The sequence below is a fragment of the Bradyrhizobium sp. AZCC 2176 genome (assembly GCF_036924645.1).
GTDB lineage: Bacteria > Pseudomonadota > Alphaproteobacteria > Rhizobiales > Xanthobacteraceae > Bradyrhizobium.
In genome coordinates this window covers 6,341,770-6,359,310 of record NZ_JAZHRX010000001.1, presented here as the reverse complement: position 1 = coordinate 6,359,310, position 17,541 = coordinate 6,341,770, and the positions used below count along the sequence as shown (strand labels likewise).

The 17,541-nt window shown below is 63.2% G+C and carries 19 protein-coding genes; 12 read left to right on the top strand and 7 right to left on the bottom strand.

Annotated elements, in window-relative coordinates; translation table 11 throughout:
• Positions 1–7 precede the first annotated feature (7 nt).
• The 3 genes from V1288_RS30095 to V1288_RS30085 form a co-directional block, all read right to left on the bottom strand.
• On the bottom strand, positions 8–1,507 hold the full coding sequence (locus V1288_RS30095; protein WP_334360472.1) for a replicative DNA helicase: 1,500 nt from the start codon (positions 1,505–1,507) through the stop codon (positions 8–10).
• Positions 1,508–1,823: 316 nt separating this feature from the next.
• On the bottom strand, positions 1,824–1,988 hold the full coding sequence (locus V1288_RS30090) for a hypothetical protein (protein ID WP_334361483.1): 165 nt from the start codon (positions 1,986–1,988) through the stop codon (positions 1,824–1,826).
• A 330-nt stretch (positions 1,989–2,318) separates the two neighbouring features.
• Positions 2,319–3,569: a cyclopropane-fatty-acyl-phospholipid synthase family protein gene (locus tag V1288_RS30085; RefSeq protein ID WP_334360471.1), complete on the bottom strand. Its 1,251-nt coding sequence runs from the start codon at positions 3,567–3,569 to the stop codon at positions 2,319–2,321.
• Positions 3,570–3,829: 260 nt separating this feature from the next.
• Between V1288_RS30085 and V1288_RS30080 the strand changes: the two genes are divergently transcribed.
• The 3 genes from V1288_RS30080 (at position 3,830) to V1288_RS30070 (ending at position 6,113) form a co-directional block, all read left to right on the top strand.
• Positions 3,830–4,945, top strand: a complete 1,116-nt coding sequence (locus tag V1288_RS30080; protein WP_334360470.1) for a hypothetical protein — start codon at positions 3,830–3,832, stop codon at positions 4,943–4,945.
• A gap of 101 nt (positions 4,946–5,046) precedes the next feature.
• On the top strand, positions 5,047–5,652 hold the full coding sequence (locus V1288_RS30075) for a TetR/AcrR family transcriptional regulator (RefSeq protein WP_334360469.1): 606 nt from the start codon (positions 5,047–5,049) through the stop codon (positions 5,650–5,652).
• Entirely contained in the window at positions 5,649–6,113 is a 465-nt protein-coding gene (locus tag V1288_RS30070) for a PaaI family thioesterase (RefSeq protein WP_334360468.1), read from the top strand. Before V1288_RS30075 ends, V1288_RS30070 begins: the two co-directional genes overlap by 4 nt.
• Before the next feature lie 38 nt (positions 6,114–6,151).
• Here V1288_RS30070 and rplI read toward each other — a convergent pair whose 3' ends face one another.
• The 4 genes from rplI to rpsF form a co-directional block, all read right to left on the bottom strand.
• Complete coding sequence (gene rplI / locus V1288_RS30065) at positions 6,152–6,751, bottom strand: 50S ribosomal protein L9 (RefSeq protein ID WP_334360467.1); 600 nt, start codon at positions 6,749–6,751, stop codon at positions 6,152–6,154.
• 54 nt (positions 6,752–6,805) lie between these two features.
• A complete protein-coding gene (locus V1288_RS30060; protein ID WP_334360466.1) occupies positions 6,806–7,777 on the bottom strand; it encodes a hypothetical protein in 972 nt (323 codons plus the stop codon).
• Positions 7,778–7,901: 124 nt separating this feature from the next.
• Positions 7,902–8,141: a 30S ribosomal protein S18 gene (gene rpsR / locus V1288_RS30055; RefSeq protein ID WP_002711478.1), complete on the bottom strand. Its 240-nt coding sequence runs from the start codon at positions 8,139–8,141 to the stop codon at positions 7,902–7,904.
• 5 nt (positions 8,142–8,146) lie between these two features.
• Positions 8,147–8,623: a 30S ribosomal protein S6 gene (gene rpsF, locus V1288_RS30050; RefSeq protein ID WP_334360465.1), complete on the bottom strand. Its 477-nt coding sequence runs from the start codon at positions 8,621–8,623 to the stop codon at positions 8,147–8,149.
• 330 nt (positions 8,624–8,953) lie between these two features.
• Between rpsF and V1288_RS30045 the strand changes: the two genes are divergently transcribed.
• The 9 genes from V1288_RS30045 to V1288_RS30005 all read left to right on the top strand — a co-directional run bounded on the left by V1288_RS30045 (position 8,954) and on the right by V1288_RS30005 (position 17,539).
• Positions 8,954–9,673 carry a TetR/AcrR family transcriptional regulator C-terminal domain-containing protein gene (locus V1288_RS30045; protein WP_334360464.1) on the top strand — a complete coding sequence of 240 codons (720 nt, stop codon included), beginning with the start codon at positions 8,954–8,956 and terminating at the stop codon, positions 9,671–9,673.
• A complete protein-coding gene (locus V1288_RS30040; RefSeq protein WP_334360463.1) occupies positions 9,670–10,695 on the top strand; it encodes a fatty acid desaturase family protein in 1,026 nt (341 codons plus the stop codon). Before V1288_RS30045 ends, V1288_RS30040 begins: the two co-directional genes overlap by 4 nt.
• Positions 10,696–10,761: 66 nt before the next feature.
• Positions 10,762–11,388, top strand: a complete 627-nt coding sequence (locus V1288_RS30035) for a LysE family translocator (protein ID WP_334360462.1) — start codon at positions 10,762–10,764, stop codon at positions 11,386–11,388.
• Positions 11,389–11,497: 109 nt separating this feature from the next.
• On the top strand, positions 11,498–12,451 hold the full coding sequence (gene fabD, locus V1288_RS30030; protein WP_334360461.1) for an ACP S-malonyltransferase: 954 nt from the start codon (positions 11,498–11,500) through the stop codon (positions 12,449–12,451).
• Between the two features lie 22 nt (positions 12,452–12,473).
• Positions 12,474–13,211 (top strand): 3-oxoacyl-[acyl-carrier-protein] reductase, encoded by a 738-nt coding sequence (gene fabG / locus V1288_RS30025; RefSeq protein WP_334360460.1) that lies wholly within the window; start codon positions 12,474–12,476, stop codon positions 13,209–13,211.
• 303 nt (positions 13,212–13,514) lie between these two features.
• Positions 13,515–13,754: an acyl carrier protein gene (locus V1288_RS30020; protein WP_006610957.1), complete on the top strand. Its 240-nt coding sequence runs from the start codon at positions 13,515–13,517 to the stop codon at positions 13,752–13,754.
• 97 nt (positions 13,755–13,851) lie between these two features.
• Entirely contained in the window at positions 13,852–15,117 is a 1,266-nt protein-coding gene (fabF, locus tag V1288_RS30015; RefSeq protein WP_334360459.1) for a beta-ketoacyl-ACP synthase II, read from the top strand.
• A 125-nt stretch (positions 15,118–15,242) separates the two neighbouring features.
• On the top strand, positions 15,243–16,526 hold the full coding sequence (gene mltG, locus V1288_RS30010; protein ID WP_334360458.1) for an endolytic transglycosylase MltG: 1,284 nt from the start codon (positions 15,243–15,245) through the stop codon (positions 16,524–16,526).
• A 125-nt stretch (positions 16,527–16,651) separates the two neighbouring features.
• Positions 16,652–17,539 (top strand): YicC/YloC family endoribonuclease, encoded by an 888-nt coding sequence (locus V1288_RS30005; protein WP_334360457.1) that lies wholly within the window; start codon positions 16,652–16,654, stop codon positions 17,537–17,539.
• The last annotated feature ends 2 nt before the right edge of the window (positions 17,540–17,541 follow it).

Sequence of the window (17,541 nt, the reverse complement as noted above, 5' to 3'; positions counted from 1 at the left end):
TCGGTGCTCAATAGCCGCGATCCGGTAGATTGCCGTCCTGCGCCAGATCGCTGAACCGGGTAAACTGACCCTCGAACTGCACTTCCACCGTGCCGGTGGGGCCGTGGCGCTGCTTGCCGATGATGATTTCGGCCTTGCCGTGCACCAGCGACATGTCGAGCTGCCATTTTTCGTATTCGGGGGTGCCGATACGCGGCTCCTTGTTGGCGAGGTAGTATTCCTCGCGGTACACGAAGATCACGACGTCGGCGTCCTGCTCGATCGAACCGGATTCGCGCAAATCGGCCAGTTGGGGCCGCTTGTCATCACGGTTTTCGACCTGACGCGATAGCTGCGACAGCGCGATGATCGGAACGTTGAGTTCCTTGGCGAGCGCCTTGAGGCTGGTGGTAATTTCAGTCACTTCCTGCACGCGATTATCAGACTTCTTGCCTGAGCCTTGCAGAAGCTGGATGTAGTCGATCACGATCATGTCGAGACCCTTCTGCCGCTTCAGCCGGCGCGCCCGCGCCGTGAGCTGCGAGATCGACAGGCCGCCGGTTTCGTCGACGTAAAGCGGCAGCGACTGCAACTCGATCGAATAGTCGCGGATCTTTTCGAAATCGGCCTCGCTGATGCCGCCACGGCGGATCATGCTGGAGGCGATGCTGGTCTGTTCGGCCAGAATACGGGTGGCGAGCTGTTCGGCCGACATTTCGCACGAGAAGAAGCCGACGATGCCGCCATTGACGGTTTTCATCGTGCCGTCGGGCTGCACCTCGGCGCGATGCGCCTTGGCGATATTGTAGGCGATGTTGGTGGCGAGCGCCGTCTTGCCCATGCCGGGGCGGCCGGCGACGATGATCAAGTCGGAAGCCTGCAGCCCGCCCATCTTGATGTCGAGGTCGCGTAAGCCGGTAGCGACGCCCGACAGACTTCCGTCACGCTGGAAGGCCTTGGCCGCCATGTCGACGGCGGTGGTCAGCGCCTGCGAGAAGCGCTGGAAGCCGCCGTCGTAACGGCCGGACTCGGCGAGTTCATAAAGCTGGCGCTCGGCATCCTCGATCTGGGCGCGCGGGGCAAAGTCCACCGGCGCGTCGAAGGCGACATTGACCATGTCCTCGCCGATCCGGATCAGGTCGCGTCGCAGCGACATGTCGTAGATGGTCCGGCCGTAGTCCTGCGCATTGATGATGGTGGTGGCCTCGGCGGCAAGGCGCGCAAGGTATTGGCCAACCGTCATGCCGCCGATATCGGTATCCGCGGGCAGGAACGTCTTCAACGTCACGGGCGTGGCGACCTTGCCCATCCGGATCAGGCTGCCAGCGGTCTCGAAAATGGTCTGATGGATCGGCTCGAAGAAGTGCTTCGGCTCCAGAAAGTCGGAAACCCGGTAGAACGCGTCGTTATTGACCAGGATGGCGCCCAGCAGGCTCTGCTCCGCCTCGATATTGTGCGGTGCGCTCCGGTAAACAGGAGTTCCCGCGTCGGGAGCGAGTTTGAGAACGTTCGAATCAGTCAGAGCCATGGGTCGGATTATGCTTCAGATTCTTGGCGTTGTTGGGATTCCGCCGGAAGGTCGCGATTCCCCAAAGTGGGGGGCGATAAAGCGCCACTCGCAGGCCCGGTGAAAGTGTGAAGCCGCCTTATGCACGATTCACACATGCGAGGTGTGAACGAATCCCGGCCGGTAGACATCTCCCCTTGACGGGGTTTCGAACGCCTTTCGCCGAAAATGCCAGGATAATCTTAGGCAAAATCTTAGGAGAGCCTGAACCTTACCATGACTTGGACAGACCTATCCGAGCGCGGGCGAGGGTTTCGAGCCGCGTCTTAAGCGTTGATCAAGCCAGGAGCAGGTAGATGAACGCGAACAAGGCGGCGCCCACGCCGAATGCGATCAAGGCGTAGTCGATCCTGATGTCGGAATCGAACGGGGCTGGGTAGGTCTGCCGGCTCATGGCGGAGGTGTACGGCGGGCCGCCGGGGGCTTCTGTGAAGTAGATCACATCGGGTGTGATTTTCTTCGCGGCAGAATGGATTGGTTACGAAATCGGGAACGGGCCGGCGATCTTCGAGTTGCCAGTTGTAGCGGACCGGAAGGACAGGCGATGGGTCAGCAAATCCAGGGATGGCGATCGGCAAGCGGCCAACGCCTCTGGCTATCGATGCTGATTGACGCGATGGAAGAGATATCGCGCCCGGAACTGCGCGCCGTGCCCTGCGATGGTCAGGTGCTTGCGGCGTTGCGAGCCCAACTAGCCCGTCCGGCATCGTTTCGCACGCCCGATGCCTCGGCTTACAGCCTGCGAAACTGACGCCATCGCCAGTGCGGCGGCCTATTCGCCCGCCAACTGCAGCCGTGGCTGCCTTCCGAGTTCTATCCCGCGCAGCCGTGCTTCTTCCCGCGTAATGTAATCGCGCGTCATCGGCACGATGCCCTGTCGCTTGGCAAGCTGGATCTGGAAATTCATCAGGTTCTGCTTCCGGAACGACATCTCCGACGCCGCCAGATAAAATTCCCACATGCGGGCAAAACGCTCGTCATAGAGACGCACGGCCTCTTCGCGCCGCGCCATGAAGCGGTCGCGCCACGCCTTCAGCGTTTCCGCGTAATGCAGCCTCAGGATTTCGATGTCACAGACCAGAAGGCCCGCCTTCTCGATGGCGGGGATGACCTCGGAAAGGGCGGGGATATAGCCGCCGGGGAAGATGTATTTCGTGATCCACGGACTCGTCGCATCGGGCCCGGTCGAGCGGCCGATTGAGTGCAGCACCATGACACCGTCGTCGGTGAGAAGTTCGGCGCAGCGCCGGAAATAGGTTTCATAGAAGTCGATGCCGACATGTTCGAACATGCCGACCGACACGATCCGGTCGAACCGGCCGGCAATATCGCGGTAATCGCTCGGCAGGAATCTTGCCGATCCGGTCAGCTTCTTTTCGGCGGCGCGGGCATTCGAGGCTGCCAATTGCTCCGAGGACAGCGTGATGCCGGTGACATCGGCGCCGGTCATTTCGGCCAGATAGAGGCCAAGGCCGCCCCAGCCCGAGCCGATGTCGAGCACGCGGTTGCCGTGCCCGATCAGGAGCTTGGCGGCGAGGTGACGTTTCTTGGCGAGCTGGGCATCGTCGAGCGTCGTGTCCGGCGTTTCGAAATAGGCGCAACTATATTGCTTGTCGGCGTCGAGGAAGAGGGAATAGAGCCGTCCGTCGAGGTCGTAGTGATGGGCGACGTTATTTCTCGCCCGGCCGCGCCAATTGAATTGCCTGAAGTGTCTGAAGAAATAACGCAGCCACCATTGCAGCTTGGCCCAGCGCGGCAGCATTTCGGGCTGATCGAGAAGGATTTCCATCGCGTCCGCGATCGAGCCGTCCTCGACCACGAAGCTGCCGTCCATGAAGGCTTCGCCGAGCGCCAGTTCGGGATTGAGCAGGATCCGGACCTGGGTCCGTTCGTTCATGAACCGCACCGACACCGGACGGCCGGTTCCGTCGCCGCAGGTAAATCTGGTCCCGTTCGCAGCGGTAAACGTCATTGTGCCGCGGCGGATGAATTGGCCAAGAAAATAACGCAACAACCGATCCATCAAAGCACCAATGGAGCGAGCTACCGTTATACCGACGCACTCTGGAAAGGTTGGTTCCAAAGATGGATCAATAAAATCATAAGTATGATGATGCCGTGGCGCTACTGCGTTGGAGTCAAAGCGGATATTCCCGAATGTGGCGATCACGCAGATGCGCAATAAGCGCGCTTCCATTCGCGTCATAATCGGCTAAAAGGTGACCCCGCCGCCGGCTACATGATGCGACGCCGGCAGCGATTCCACCTCTGGAGAAGCAGGGAATGTTGAGCCGAGCGCTCAGTTTAGCGACGGTGACGCTCCTGATCGGCTGCCTCATAGCAGGCGTGGCGTGGGCGGTTGAAAATCTCGACGCCGGCAAGAGTCCCGCCCAGATATTCTCGAACACGTGCAGCGCTTGCCACAAGAGCCCGCGTGGGCTGTTGAAGAGCGTGTCCGCCTCCTCGTTGCCGGGCTTCTTGCGCCAGCACTATACGACCGGCACCGACATGGCCTCGGTGCTCTCTTCGTATCTGATATCCAACGGGGCCGCCGACCCCAGGTATCAGGGCAAGGACCAGAAGAAGGACGCCAAGCAGGACGGAAGGCCAGATCAACCGGACCGGTTCGGCCGCCGGCAGCCGCCGGCCGCACCTGCGCAGGAGGCCTCCCGGCCGGATGCCGACGGCGCGACGCCGCAAGGCGAGGGCACGCGTCCGGGCCGCGACGCGAAGCGGCTCGCGCGGCCGCAAGCGGTGCCTGATGCCGCCAGGCCTACAGATGGGCAGGCCCCGGTGCAGGCCGCCACCGACAGCAAATCGGGCGTCAGGCAGAAGCAGGCCAGGCGCGGCAAGCGGCCTGCCGCCGAGGAGCCGTCGAAAACCGAGCAGGCCGTCCGCGGCGACGCCGCAAAGGAAGACGCGGCCCGGGATGCCGCCAAATCTGAAGCTGCCAAATCTGAAGCTGCCAAGCCTGAAGCTGCCAAGCCTGAAACTGCCAAGCCTGAAGCCGGCACGACCGATCCCGCCAGGACCGACGCGCTCAAGGACGAGGGCGACAAACCGGCCGGCGCGGCAACCAGGCCCGCCGACGAGACAACCAAGCCCGTCGACGAGGCAGCGAAGCCCGCCGGCGAGTCGGAAACGCCGGCCCGGGAGGGCAGATCCGACAGCGCCAAGGTCGACGCTCCCAAGGAAGGCATGGGCAGCGAGCCGACGCCCCTTCGGCCCGATCCGGTGCCGCCGGCGCCGCCAGCTTCCGCAGCGAGCGCGCCTGAGCCGGCCGCGAGCCCCTCCGCAGCGGCGCCGGCACCTGCGACGCCTCCACCGCTAACGGCCACGGCGCCGACATCGCCGCCGGCAGCGCCCGCCGGCCCGCCCGCGCCGCCCATCTCGCGCTAAGACTTCATATCTCCGAACGCGCGGCCGACGGTGCGATGTCGCTTGACCAGCTCTAGAGTGGTACTCTAGAGTAACAATCCAATGACTCGAAAGACGGGTGAATGACCACGGCACGCGAGGATCTGCTGGCGGCGGGTTTGGCGGTGTTCGACCGCGACGGTTTCGAGGGGGCTACCGTTGCCGCCATCAGGACCCGCGCGCGGGCGTCCAATGGCAGCTTCTTCCACTTCTTCGGGTCGAAGAAGGAACTGGCCGGCACGCTGTTCCTGGAAATTCTCGCCCGTTACCACGCCGCCGTCATCGCTGCGGTCGATGATTCCTGCGGAGCGCGGGAAGGCGTGACGCGGCTGATCCGCGCCCATCTCGAGTGGGTCATCAATTCCAGGCGCGAGGCGCGCTATCTGTTCGAGATATCCCGCAGTGAATGGACCGAGGAAATCCGCGGCGCGCAGCGCGCACAGAATTCGCGCCTGGCCGAAGCCGTCGAGCGCTGGCGCGCGCCGCTCGTCGCGCGCGGCGAATTGCTGCCGATGACTTCGTCGGTGTTCTTCAGCCAGATCATCGGACCGGCGCAGATCTTCTGCCGCGCATGGCTGTCGGGCCGCGAGCGCACCGATCCGAGGGAGCAAGCCGAAATCCTGATCGCCTGCGCGATCCGCGCGGTGGTCGCGTCCGATGCGATCCACACACCGGGAGAAACCGTATGAGTGCGAGCACCGATCCCGACTTCGCGCCGATCGCGGTCCGCATCCGCAACAGTGTCGGCCGCCAAGGCTTTATGACCCATATCGGGGCGGAACTGTCCGAGCTGACGCGCGGCGCATGCACGCTTGCGGTCGACCGGCGGCCAGAGCTGTTGCAACAGCACGGCCTGTTCCATGGCGGCGTGACCGCGTTCCTCGTCGACAACGCAACGACGATCGCGGCCGCGACCTCGCGCGGGCAATCGGCGCTTACGGCGGAATACAAATTGAATCTGTTGTCGCCGGCTATCGGCGAGCGCCTGATCTGCCGCGCGCGCGTGATCAAGCCCGGACGTCAGGTCGCGGTCGTCGCGGCTGACGTGTTTTGCGTGACGGACGGCGTCGAGAAACACACCGCCACGGCCCTGGCCTCGATCGCGATGCTGGACGACAAGGCGGCGGCCAGAACCCCAAGCCCGGCCTGAAGGGGCCGGGCTTGAAACTCGTTGGCGCGCTAGAGGCGTTACTTCTCGGTTTCAGCAGGCGCCGGCGCGACGTCGTCGTGCTGGGCTTCCGGATCGAAGAACTCGCCGGCGGCGGCAAGCGCCTCGGCGGCGGCATCCTGGTCTTCCTGACGGGTCGAGATGTCCTCGCCGCGGTTGATGCGCTCAGCTTCATCAGCGCTGCGCGCCACGGTGACGCTGACGGTGGCTTCGACTTCCGGATGCACGGCAATCAAGACCTCGTGCTTGCCGATGGTCTTGATCGGGGCGTCGAGCAGGACCTGGCTGCGGTCGATGGTGACGCCGTTGGCCTCGAAGGAGGCGATGATGTCGCGAATGCTAACCGATCCGAACAACTGGCCGGATTCCGAGGCCTGGCGCAGCACGATGACGTTGCGACCGTTGATCTTCTCGGCGACCTTGCTGGCTTCGCCCTTGGCCTTGAGGTTGTTGGCCTCGAGTTCGGCCTTCATGCCGTCGAACTTGGCGCGGTTGTCGGCGGTGGCACGCAGCGCCTTGCCGCGCTTGAGCAGAAAGTTGCGGGCAAACCCGTCCTTGACGCGGACGACTTCGCCCATCTGGCCGAGCTTGACGACGCGTTCCAGCAAGATCACTTCCATTTTCGTTCTCCTTATTAGGTGTTCAGTCTCGAGTTTAGGTGAATGGTTGTATTTTCAGGCTGCGGGCAAAGGCGGCGGTTTTCGGCGCAAGTAACGTTGGCGCAATCCGAAAATTTCTTCCGTAAGGCCGAGGGCGATCATCAAAACGACCGTCCATGGCAACAGCACCAGGATCCCGTAGGTGCAGCTCAGCAAAACCGCGCGGCTTTTCAGCGCCAGCGTTAACGTGTGAACGGCGGCAAGACCGACGAGCGCGTAAGCCATGAAGAGCGCGGCTGTCATGATCTGCGCCGCTATCGAAAAGGCTCCGCCCGCGAAACAGAATGCCAATGTCCCGCAGAGTGCTACAAGCGTCATCGGCGGCAGCGCTGTGTTCTTCAAGTCCGGCCAGGGGCGACGGAACCGGCCGGACATCGCTGATATTTTTGCGGCGAGCCAAAGGTTGAGCGTTAGCGTCGTCACGACGAGCATTGCCGACAAGCCACGGAAGATCGTTACAAGTGTGTCAGCCAACCGCTCGATGTCGCTCGGCGATAACCCTTCACGGCCAGAAAGCGCTTTCGTCAGCCCGCTTCGCAGGGCCGCGGCAATGGCATCGGCATCCTTGCCGAAGACCAGCCAGGACGCGATGGAGGACATGACGGCAAAGCCGACGATCCAAAGCAGGATCCGTCCGATCGGATACCACTCGAGATTCTCCGCCGCGGGGTGTGTGCCGTTGTCCGCTTCGACAGCAGCCGTTGGTCGTCCCAGCAGCGCGAGATGGCCAAGCCACCAGGCCGGCAATGCCACGGCAACCGCAAAAGCAAGGCAATGGGGCAGACCGATAAGCGCGCCGAAGCCGGAAGCTGCCGCGATGCCGCCGATTGTTGCGCTGAGCGGTCCCCAACTGAGCGCCGTCACCATTAGTGGTAGCGGTGCGAATAAAGAGAGCAGCAACGAGATCGGCGCGCCCGAGATCGTCGAGACGAACATCAGCGCCGACGCGCAGCCGGCCGCAAGACCAATGAAAATAACCGCGATCATCAGCTGTCCCGCCCCTTTCGAGCGGTTAGAGGTCGTCCCGACCCCAACCATCGGCGACCGGACGACCCGGAAGCCTTATGAAGAATAACGATCAGCGGCGCGGACGCCGCCGATCGGAGATGCCTTAGCGAATGACGTAGGGCAGCAGGCCGAGGAAACGCGAGCGCTTGATGGCGCGCGCGAGCTCACGCTGCTTCTTGGCAGACACTGCCGTGATGCGGCTCGGCACGATCTTGCCGCGCTCGGAGACGTAGCGCATCAACAGCTTGGAATCCTTGTAGTCGATCTTCGGCGCATTCGGACCCGTGAACGGGCAGGTCTTGCGGCGACGGAAAAACGGACGGCGTGCACCAGCTTCAGCCATGATTCTTACTCCTCTTCCGTCGCTTCAACAGCGGCGTCTTCGCGCGGACGGCGCGGGCCACGGTCGCCGCGGAATCCACCGCCTTCACGATCGCCACGGAAGCCGCCTTCGCGGTCGCCGCGGAAACCGCCGCCGCGATCATCGCGCTCGCGATCACGATCGGCCTTGCGCATCATCGCCGAGGGACCTTCCTCGTGCTCTTCGACGCGGACGGTGAGGTAGCGGATGACGTCTTCAGAGATCCGCTCCTGGCGCTCGATCTCGGTGACCGCGGAGGAGGGCGCATCGATGTTCATCAGCACGAAGTGCGCTTTGCGATTCTTGTTCATGCGGTAGGTGAGGGAGCGCACGCCCCAGTTCTCGGTCTTGGTGACCTTGCCGCCGAGCCCTTCGACGATGCCCGTCATCTGGGTGGTCAACTCTTCGACCTGCTGGGTGCTCGCATCCTGACGCGCGAGAAAAACATGCTCATAAAGAGGCATGGGTGTCCTTTCCTAGTGTTGGCGCGGTTCCCGGCGGCAAGCCCTTCGAGACCTCCGGAAAGGACTCGATAATGCTCAGAAGGCGGAAGCACGGGACGACGGGCCGACTGGCCCTGCCACTTCAATCCGAAAAGGAGATTGCTGAGACCGTCCGTTCAGCTCCCGGCCGGGATCCACGGATGCGCGGTTTATAAGGATTTTCAGAACGCTGGCAAGACTTCTTGCGGAGGGGCCGAAGGTAACTGACCTGCCCGCGGGCGGCGATGAGCCCGCCCGGCCGGTTGACATCTTTGTTTGTATTTCATACAAATATTTGGACAAGAGGGCAAAATGGCTTCCAAGCCCGTCCAGACTGCCTCTGAAGCGCTGGCCAGCGATCCCAAGCACGCCGCCCGCGCCACGCGTACAGCGGGACGCCAGATGCGCTCGCGGCTGCTCGACGTCGCCAGCCGGCTGTTCAAGGAGCGGGGCTTGGCCGGAACCTTGATCTCGGACATTGCAGCGGCCGCGGACGCCTTTCCGAGCCAGATCACCTATTATTTTCGTACCAAGGAAGCGCTGTTCGTTGAAGCCGCCTGCCGCGACATGCTGTACGTGGCGCGCGCGGCCGAACAGGCGGCAACGCAGGCCCATACGCCGCGCGACTACACGTATGCACTGGTCGAGACGGTGACAGCGACGGATTCGGTCGCCTTCTTTACCGAAGCGCTGACGCTCACCCGCCGCCGCCAGGATCTCGCGCCGCTGGTGGAACGCACCATCGAGCGGCTGCACGCTGAAGGGATGCGCGCCTATGCCGGCCAGATCGAGCGGCATGGCTGGAAGAGCTTGCGCGATCCCGACGCCAGTTCGCGGCGGTTCTGGGCTGTCGCGATCGGCGTGATTGTCGAGGGCTACGCCATGGGCCGTTCGGCCGAGGGACTGCGTGGCGAGATGCTGCGCGTGCTGGGCGATCAGGCGACGACAAAACCTGCCGCCAACGACGCAGGGCTGCGCCTCGTCAGCGACGCATCGGATACGGATTCACCGGAGGGGGAGGGATCAGCATGACCGCGCTGCGCATGCGTGCCCGTGATTTTCTGAACGAGGACCAGTTGATCGCCGTCCGCCAGCGCGTGACGTGGAAAGGCATCGCCCTGATCGCGCATGCGTGGGCGCTGATCCTGGGTTCGATCGCACTGGTCGCGTGGTGGCCCAACCCGCTGACCTTCCTGATCGCGGTCGGCATCATCGGCTCGCGCCAGCTCGGGCTTGCGATCCTGATGCATGACGGCGCGCATGGTTGCCTGTCGGCGGACGAGAAGGTCAACCTGACGCTCAGCCAGTGGCTCTGCGCCTATCCGATCTTCGCCGAGACCCGTGCCTATCGCCGCTATCACCTGCAGCATCATGCACGGACGCAGCAGGAAGACGATCCGGATTTGGTGCTGTCGGCGCCGTTTCCGATCACGAAGATGAGCTACCGTCGCAAGTTCTTCCGCGATATCACCGGCCGGACCGGTTACCAGCAACGCAAGGCGCAATTGCTGAATGCGCTGGGACCGAAGGAATGGCCGTGGGTACGACGCGCTGCGCATTTCTGGGAAAAGCTTGGTCCGCAGTTTGTCGTCAACGGCGTGATGTTCGCGGGCCTTGCCGCGGCCGGGGCATGGTGGGCTTATCCACTGCTCTGGCTGCTGCCGCTGCTCACCTGGCAGATGGTCATCACCCGCATCCGCAACATCGCCGAACACGCGGTCGTTCCCGACTCGAACGATCCCCTGCGCAACACCCGCACCACGCGCGCGAATTTCTTCGAGCGGCTATTCATCGCACCCTATTACGTCAACTACCACCTCGAGCACCATTTGCTGTTCTACGTGCCCTGCTACAACCTGCCGCGCGTCCACCGCATACTCAGTGAGAGCCGGTATGCGGATCGGATGGAGGTGCAGCCGAATTACGCCGCCGTGCTGCGGCTTGCGACCGCCAGGCCAGATCACGAGGATCGTCCGGGCAAACTGGCGAGCGGCGCACGCCGCGCACGGGCCGGGAAGGAGGTCGGCGGTGATCAGGCCGCAGGTGGCTTCTAGAGGTGGACATCTCCTTTCGCCCATAGGTGCTTCCCTCGGCGACAATAGCCGTGAAGGAGCGAGCGCATGATCGATCTGACCACTTTGGTTGCTTATGGGGCAGTTGTGCTCGGCTTTGTATTCATTCCGGGTCCCGCCACGCTCCTCACCGTTGCACGGGCGACGAGTTCGGGCACCAGGGTGGGAATCGCGACCGGCGTCGGGATCGCTGCTGGCGACATGATTCATACCTTTATGGCGATCGTCGGCATTTCGGCGATCATTGCTACTTCGGCGCTGCTGTTCAGCATCATCAAATACATTGGCGCTGCGTACCTTGTGTACCTCGGCATTCGTGCAATCCTTGAGAGAACGCCAGCAAGTCTGACGGCCGGCGCCCTGCCAATCTCGGCCGGCAAGGCATTCAGGCAGGCCATTTGGGCCGAGGTGCTAAACCCAAAAACCGCGCTATTTTTTCTCGCGTTCCTCCCCCAGTTCGTGGTGCCCGAAAACGGAGCGGTCATGCTTCAATTGACGATCCTGGGAATCCTTTTTGTCCTGTTGGGACTCGTCAGCACGGCGGTTTTTGCGGTCTGCGCGGGAGGACTGGGCAAGTTTCTCCGTCGAAATCCCACTGTGCTAAAATGGCAAGGCAAGGCAGTCGGCGGCATCTATTGTGCTCTGGGCATCCGGTTGGCGCTGCAAGAACGCTAAACCTGTCCGCCTCAATTCCGACGTTCCGCGGAACGCGTCATTCCGCACCGCGGCTTGACATCCCTGCCTCGGTCAGTGTCTTACGGCCCATTCTGATGAGGGAGCGCCGATGACGGCTGCATTTACTTTTCCTGGGCAGGGTTCCCAGGCGGTCGGTATGGGCAAGGCCCTGGCGGAGGCCTTTCCGGCCGCGCGGGCGGTGTTTGACGAGGTCGATTCGGCGCTAGGCGAGAAGCTGACCGCCACCATCTGGGACGGCCCGGCCGAAATCCTCCAGCTCACCGAAAACGCCCAGCCGGCCCTGATGGCGGTCTCGATTGCCACGCTGCGCGTGCTGGAGACCGAGGCGGGCTTTTCCGTCGGGCGGGATGCGGCTTTCGTCGCCGGCCATTCGCTCGGCGAGTATTCCGCGCTGGCTGCGGCCGGCAGCCTCAGCATCAGCGATTCTGCCCGCCTGCTGCGCACCCGCGGCCTTGCGATGCAAAAGGCGGTGCCGGTCGGCGCCGGGGCCATGGCAGCGCTTCTCGGGCTCGATTATGAGACCGCGATGGCGGTAGCCAGCGAAGCCGCGCAGGGACAGGTCTGCCAGGCCGCCAACGACAATGGCGGCGGGCAGGTGGTGGTGTCCGGCGACAAGGCCGCCGTCGAACGCGCGCTCGAAATCGCCAAGGCCAAGGGCGCCAAGCGTGCGATGCTGCTGCCGGTGTCCGCCCCGTTCCATTGCAAGCTGATGCAGCCCGCGGCCGATGCCATGGCGGAGGCGCTGGCTGGCGTGACGATCAAGACGCCGGCCTCGCCGCTGGTGTCGAACGTGCTGGCGGCGCCCATCACCGATCCCGACGAGATTCGCCGCCGCCTGATCGAGCAGGTCACCGGCACCGTGCGCTGGCGTGAGTCGGTGGCTTACATGGCCGCGCATGGCGTCACGCGGTTCTTCGAAATCGGCGCCGGCAAGGTGCTGAGCGGGCTGGTCAAGCGCATCGCCGACGGCGCTATCGGCGTGTCGATCGGGGGGCCCAACGACATTGCGGCGGCCAAGGACGCATTGGCGGCTTCGGCCTGAAGCTCCCGGAAGGAGACATTTGATGTTCGATTTGACGGGCAGGACGGCGCTGGTAACCGGTGCGACCGGCGGCATTGGCGGGGCGATCGCGCAGGCGTTGCATGGGCAGGGCGCGACGGTGGCGATATCCGGAACGCGCCGCGAGGTGCTGGATTCGTTTGCCGGCAAGCTGGGCGATCGCGTCCACGTGCTGCCGTGCAACCTCTCCAACAGCGCGGATGTCGAGGCGCTGGTGCCGGCGGCGGAAGCCGCGATGGGACAGGTCGACATTCTGATCGCCAATGCCGGCATCACGCGCGACAACCTTTTTGTGCAGTTGCGTGACGAGGATTGGGACGACGTCATCCAGGTCAATCTGACCGCGACGTTCCGCCTCGCCCGCGCCGCAACCAAACTGATGATGCGCAAGCGCTTCGGCCGGATCATTGCGATCACCTCGATCGTGGGCGTGACCGGCAATCCCGGCCAGGCCAACTACACCGCGTCGAAGGCCGGAATCATCGGCCTGATCAAGACGCTGGGCGCGGAATACGCCAAGCGCAACGTGACCGCCAATTGCATCGCGCCGGGGTTCATCAAGACGCCGATGACGGACGCGCTCAACGACAAGCAGCGCGAAACCATCCTGACCAAGGTTCCTGCGGCGCGGTTGGGAACGCCGGAAGACATTGCCGCGGCGGCCGTCTATCTTGCCTCGAACGAGGCGGCCTACGTCACCGGCCAGACGATTCACGTCAACGGCGGAATGGCCATGATTTGAGCGAGTTATTGCCCCGATCGATGCGGCCAAAGGCCGTTTTCCGGGGCGGTTGAGGCTTGTAGTCAAGGCTTGGGAAGTATGATAACCGAACCCCCGACGGATGGGCAAACAAGGCCATTGCAGGATTTTGAAACCCTGTATATTGGCGTGGCACGCCTGCCGTTCGCCGGGGCTTTGTCGGCTACCAACGGGCCGAATCAAGACTATGCGCGATAGCGAAGGAAGTTTAACGACCACGATAGCTCGTAGCGTCTCTATAGCGTCTTGGGGTCGGGTCCATTGGAACAAGCACGAGGTTAAACGATGAGTGAGATTGGCGAGCGGGTTAAGAAGATTGTGGTCGAACACCTCGGTGTTGAACCCGAGAAGGTTGTCGACAACGCAAGTTTCATCGACGACCTTGGCGCCGACAGCCTCGACACCGTCGAGCTTGTGATGGCATTTGAAGAAGAGTTCGGTTGCGAGATCCCCGATGACGCCGCCGAGACGATTTTGACTGTCGGCGACGCGACGAAGTTTCTCGAGAAGAACGCGAAAAGCTGACGTCCCGGGCGGGTAGAGACAGAGCCGGACGGGCCGTTGTCGAACGGCCCCCCGGTTTCTTGTTTTGGTCCGCCAATTTCGGGTTGGAGTTTTTGACATGAGGCGGGTTGTCGTCACGGGGCTGGGCATGGTTACGCCGCTCGGCTGCGGCGTTGACACAACGTGGGCGCGTATCCTCAACGGCCAGAGCGGCGCTAGGAAGATCGATACATTTGAAGTCGCCGATCTGGCGAGCCAGATCGCCTGCGTGATTCCGCGCGGCGACGGCACGAACGGCACGTTCAATCCCGACCAGTGGATGGAGCCAAAGGAACAGCGCAAGGTCGACGACTTCATCATCTTTGCGATGGCTGCGGCGCGCCAGGCGCTCGACGACGCCAACTGGCATCCCTCGACCGAAGAAGACAAATGCGCCACCGGCACCCTGATCGGTTCGGGGATCGGCGGCCTGTCCGGCATTGCGGAGACGTCGCTGCTGTTGAAGGAGCGCGGGCCGCGCAGGGTATCGCCGTTCTTCATTCCGGGGCGGCTGATCAATCTCGCTTCTGGCTATGTCTCGATCGAGCATGGCCTCAAGGGCCCCAACCATTCCGTGGTGACGGCGTGTTCGACCGGCGCGCATGCGATCGGCGACGGCGCCCGCCTGATTGCGCTCGGGGACGCCGACGTCATGGTGGCGGGCGGGACCGAATCACCGATCTGCCGGCTGGCGATGGCGGGATTTTGCGCGGCGCGCGCGCTCTCGACCGGCTTCAACGAAACCCCGCAAAGGGCGTCGCGGCCCTATGACAGGGATCGCGATGGTTTCGTGATGGGCGAGGGCGCCGGCGTCGTCGTGCTCGAGGAATATGAGCACGCGAAAAACCGCGGTGCGAGAATCTATGCCGAAGTGGTGGGCTACGGCCTGTCGGGCGACGCCTATCACATCACATCGCCGTCGCCGGATGGCAATGGTGGTTTCCGCAGCATGAGCGCGGCGATCAAGCGCGCCGGGATCGCGGTATCCGATATCGACTACATCAACGCGCACGGAACTTCGACGCAGATCGGCGACGAGATCGAACTCGGCGCGGTGGAGCGGCTGCTCGGCAATGCTGCCTCCAAGGTGTCGATGTCGTCGACGAAATCGTCGACCGGGCATTTGCTCGGCGCTGCCGGTGCAATCGAGGCCATTTTCAGTATTCTTGCGATTCGCGATAACGTTGCTCCACCCACCATCAATTTGGAAAATCCGTCTGTGGAAACCGCGATCGATCTGGTGCCGCAGACGGCGCGCAAGCGCGAGATTAACATCGCGCTGTCGAATTCCTTCGGTTTCGGGGGCACCAATGCCTCGGTGATCGTGCGGCGCATGGCCGACTAGCAAGTGTTTATAACTACTCCACCGTTTTGCCGTATTCGGCGATGACTTCTACATGTGGGCGTATGCTATCGGCCGGGCAGGGATTGCCGGGCCGCGATTGAACCGACAGGATTCAGGTTGCATCGATGAGTGAGAGGCCGCCCATTTCACCACGAAGCCCGCGCGCTGCGCTGGAGCCCGAGCAGGTGCCGCCGCCGCCGAAGCGGTCTGAGCGCGCCCGCAATCCGTTCGTGGTGATCGGCAATGCCATCTTCACCATCCTGATTATCCTGATGATCGGGGCGGGAACGGTGTACTATTACGGCAGACAAATGCTGGAGACGCCGGGCCCGCTGCGGGAAGACAAGATCGTCAACATTCCCGTGCGTGCCGGCAAGCGCGACATCGCCGATGCGCTGCTGCGCGAGGGCGTGATCAACGTCAGTCCCTGGGCGTTCATCGGTGGCGTGTTCGCACTGAAGGCGAGCTCCGACCTCAAGCCGGGCGAATACTCGTTCCAGAAGAACGCCAGCCTGCGCGACGTCATCGCCACCATCGTCGAAGGCAAGGTGGTGCAGCACGCCGTCACGATTCCCGAAGGTCTGACCTCCGAACAAATCGTGGCGCGACTCATCGACAACGACATCTTCGCTGGATCGGTGCGCGAAATGCCACGCGAAGGCACGCTGCTGCCGGAAACCTACAAATTCCCGCGCGGCACCACGCGCGAGCAGGTGATCCACCGCTTGCAACAGAGCCAGAAACGGGTGCTTACGGAAATTTGGGAACGCCGCAATCCGGACGTTCCGGTCAGGTCGCCGGAGCAGCTCATCACGCTGGCCTCGATCATCGAGAAGGAGACCGGCCGGGCCGACGAGCGCAGCCGCGTGGCGGCGGTGTTCACCAATCGCCTGCGGCAGAGGATCAAGCTGCAATCCGATCCGACGATCATCTATGGTCTGGTCGGCGGCAAGGGAACGTTGGGCCGGCCGATCAAGCGCTCCGAGATCACGCAGCCTTCGCCCTACAACACCTATGTCATCGAAGGCCTGCCGCCTGGGCCGATCGCCAATCCGGGCCGCGCCTCGCTCGAAGCGGCAGCCAACCCGGCGCGCACGCGCGATCTGTTCTTCGTGGCCGACGGGACCGGTGGACACGCCTTTACCGAAACCTACGACCAGCACCAGAAGAACGTCGTCAAGCTGCGGGCGCTGGAAAAACAGATTCAGAACGACACCGTCGAGCCGAGCGAGGATGCGCCGCCGCCGACGGCCGGCGGAGCGCCGCCCGATACCAATCCAACCGCGACCACGCCGCGGCCGGCGGCGCCGGCGAAAAAGCCGCCTGCCCGTCCTGCGGCGCCTGCGACGGCGCCGGCCCGCCAGGGCGCTGCGCAGTCGACCACGACGCCGCCGGTGGTTCAGCGCTGACGCCCGGCTGGTTGAACAGGAGTTCCGGCTACAGCCGGAACGTAATTCCACTTTGGCGGAAATCGGCTTAAGGTCGCCGTTCCTTTCGAGTCTCGAAATCCCTGTCTTTCGGAGAGTGTTACGCGATGGCGCTATCGAGCATGACCGGTTTTGCCCGGAGCCACGGTGCCAGCGGCCCCTATACGTTCGAATGGGAACTGAAGTCCGTCAACGCCAAGGGGTTTGACCTGCGCTTGCGCCTGCCGCCCGGCTGGGACGAGCTGGAGGCCTTCGCCAAGAAGCGCGCGGGGGAGGTGCTCTCCCGGGGCACGGTGTACGCCAACCTCAACGTCAAGCGCGCCAACGCGGTCTCGACCATACGCATCAATGAAGACGTGCTGTCGTCGATCGTGAAGGTCGCGGGCGTGCTCGCCTCCAAGATCGACGCGGTGGCGCCCAGCATCGACGGGCTGCTCGGCATCAAGGGCGTCATCGAGGTCGTCGAACCCGAAAGCGACGAGATGGAAGACAAGGCGGCGAGGGATGCCGCGGCCGCTGCCTTCGAACAGGCGCTGTCCCAACTGGTCGAGATGCGCCGCCGCGAGGGCGTGACGCTCGGGCAAATCCTGATCCAGCGCATGGATGAGATCGAGAGACTGGCGAAGAAGGCCGAGGCGGCCCCCGGCCGCAAGCCCGAGGCGATCAGGGCGCGGCTGGCCGAGCAGGTGACGGCACTGCTGGAAACTTCCGAGCGCTTCGATCCTGACAGGCTCAATCAGGAAGCAATCCTGATCGCGACCAAGGCCGACATCCGCGAAGAGCTCGACCGCATCGCCTCGCACGTCGCACAGGCCCGTGAGATGATCGGCAAGGGCGGACCGGTCGGGCGGCGGCTTGACTTCCTCGCCCAGGAATTCAACCGCGAGGTCAACACCTGCTGCTCCAAATCGAACGATCTGGAATTGACCCAGACCGGGCTCGAAATGAAGAACGTGGTCGAGCAATTCCGCGAGCAGGTCCAGAACCTGGAGTAACT

What these genes read in the sequence shown, in the direction of transcription:
- V1288_RS30095 (WP_334360472.1), bottom strand. Translation starts at nt 1,507, where the DNA reads ATGGCTCTGACTGATTCGAACGTTCTCAAACTCGCTCCCGACGCGGGA.
- V1288_RS30085 (WP_334360471.1), bottom strand. Translation starts at nt 3,569, where the DNA reads ATGGATCGGTTGTTGCGTTATTTTCTTGGCCAATTCATCCGCCGCGGC.
- V1288_RS30080 (WP_334360470.1), top strand. Translation starts at nt 3,830, where the DNA reads ATGTTGAGCCGAGCGCTCAGTTTAGCGACGGTGACGCTCCTGATCGGC.
- V1288_RS30075 (WP_334360469.1), top strand. Translation starts at nt 5,047, where the DNA reads ATGACCACGGCACGCGAGGATCTGCTGGCGGCGGGTTTGGCGGTGTTC.
- V1288_RS30070 (WP_334360468.1), top strand. Translation starts at nt 5,649, where the DNA reads ATGAGTGCGAGCACCGATCCCGACTTCGCGCCGATCGCGGTCCGCATC.
- rplI (WP_334360467.1), bottom strand. Translation starts at nt 6,751, where the DNA reads ATGGAAGTGATCTTGCTGGAACGCGTCGTCAAGCTCGGCCAGATGGGC.
- V1288_RS30060 (WP_334360466.1), bottom strand. Translation starts at nt 7,777, where the DNA reads ATGATCGCGGTTATTTTCATTGGTCTTGCGGCCGGCTGCGCGTCGGCG.
- rpsR (WP_002711478.1), bottom strand. Translation starts at nt 8,141, where the DNA reads ATGGCTGAAGCTGGTGCACGCCGTCCGTTTTTCCGTCGCCGCAAGACC.
- rpsF (WP_334360465.1), bottom strand. Translation starts at nt 8,623, where the DNA reads ATGCCTCTTTATGAGCATGTTTTTCTCGCGCGTCAGGATGCGAGCACC.
- V1288_RS30045 (WP_334360464.1), top strand. Translation starts at nt 8,954, where the DNA reads ATGGCTTCCAAGCCCGTCCAGACTGCCTCTGAAGCGCTGGCCAGCGAT.
- V1288_RS30040 (WP_334360463.1), top strand. Translation starts at nt 9,670, where the DNA reads ATGACCGCGCTGCGCATGCGTGCCCGTGATTTTCTGAACGAGGACCAG.
- V1288_RS30035 (WP_334360462.1), top strand. Translation starts at nt 10,762, where the DNA reads ATGATCGATCTGACCACTTTGGTTGCTTATGGGGCAGTTGTGCTCGGC.
- fabD (WP_334360461.1), top strand. Translation starts at nt 11,498, where the DNA reads ATGACGGCTGCATTTACTTTTCCTGGGCAGGGTTCCCAGGCGGTCGGT.
- fabG (WP_334360460.1), top strand. Translation starts at nt 12,474, where the DNA reads ATGTTCGATTTGACGGGCAGGACGGCGCTGGTAACCGGTGCGACCGGC.
- V1288_RS30020 (WP_006610957.1), top strand. Translation starts at nt 13,515, where the DNA reads ATGAGTGAGATTGGCGAGCGGGTTAAGAAGATTGTGGTCGAACACCTC.
- fabF (WP_334360459.1), top strand. Translation starts at nt 13,852, where the DNA reads ATGAGGCGGGTTGTCGTCACGGGGCTGGGCATGGTTACGCCGCTCGGC.
- mltG (WP_334360458.1), top strand. Translation starts at nt 15,243, where the DNA reads ATGAGTGAGAGGCCGCCCATTTCACCACGAAGCCCGCGCGCTGCGCTG.
- V1288_RS30005 (WP_334360457.1), top strand. Translation starts at nt 16,652, where the DNA reads ATGGCGCTATCGAGCATGACCGGTTTTGCCCGGAGCCACGGTGCCAGC.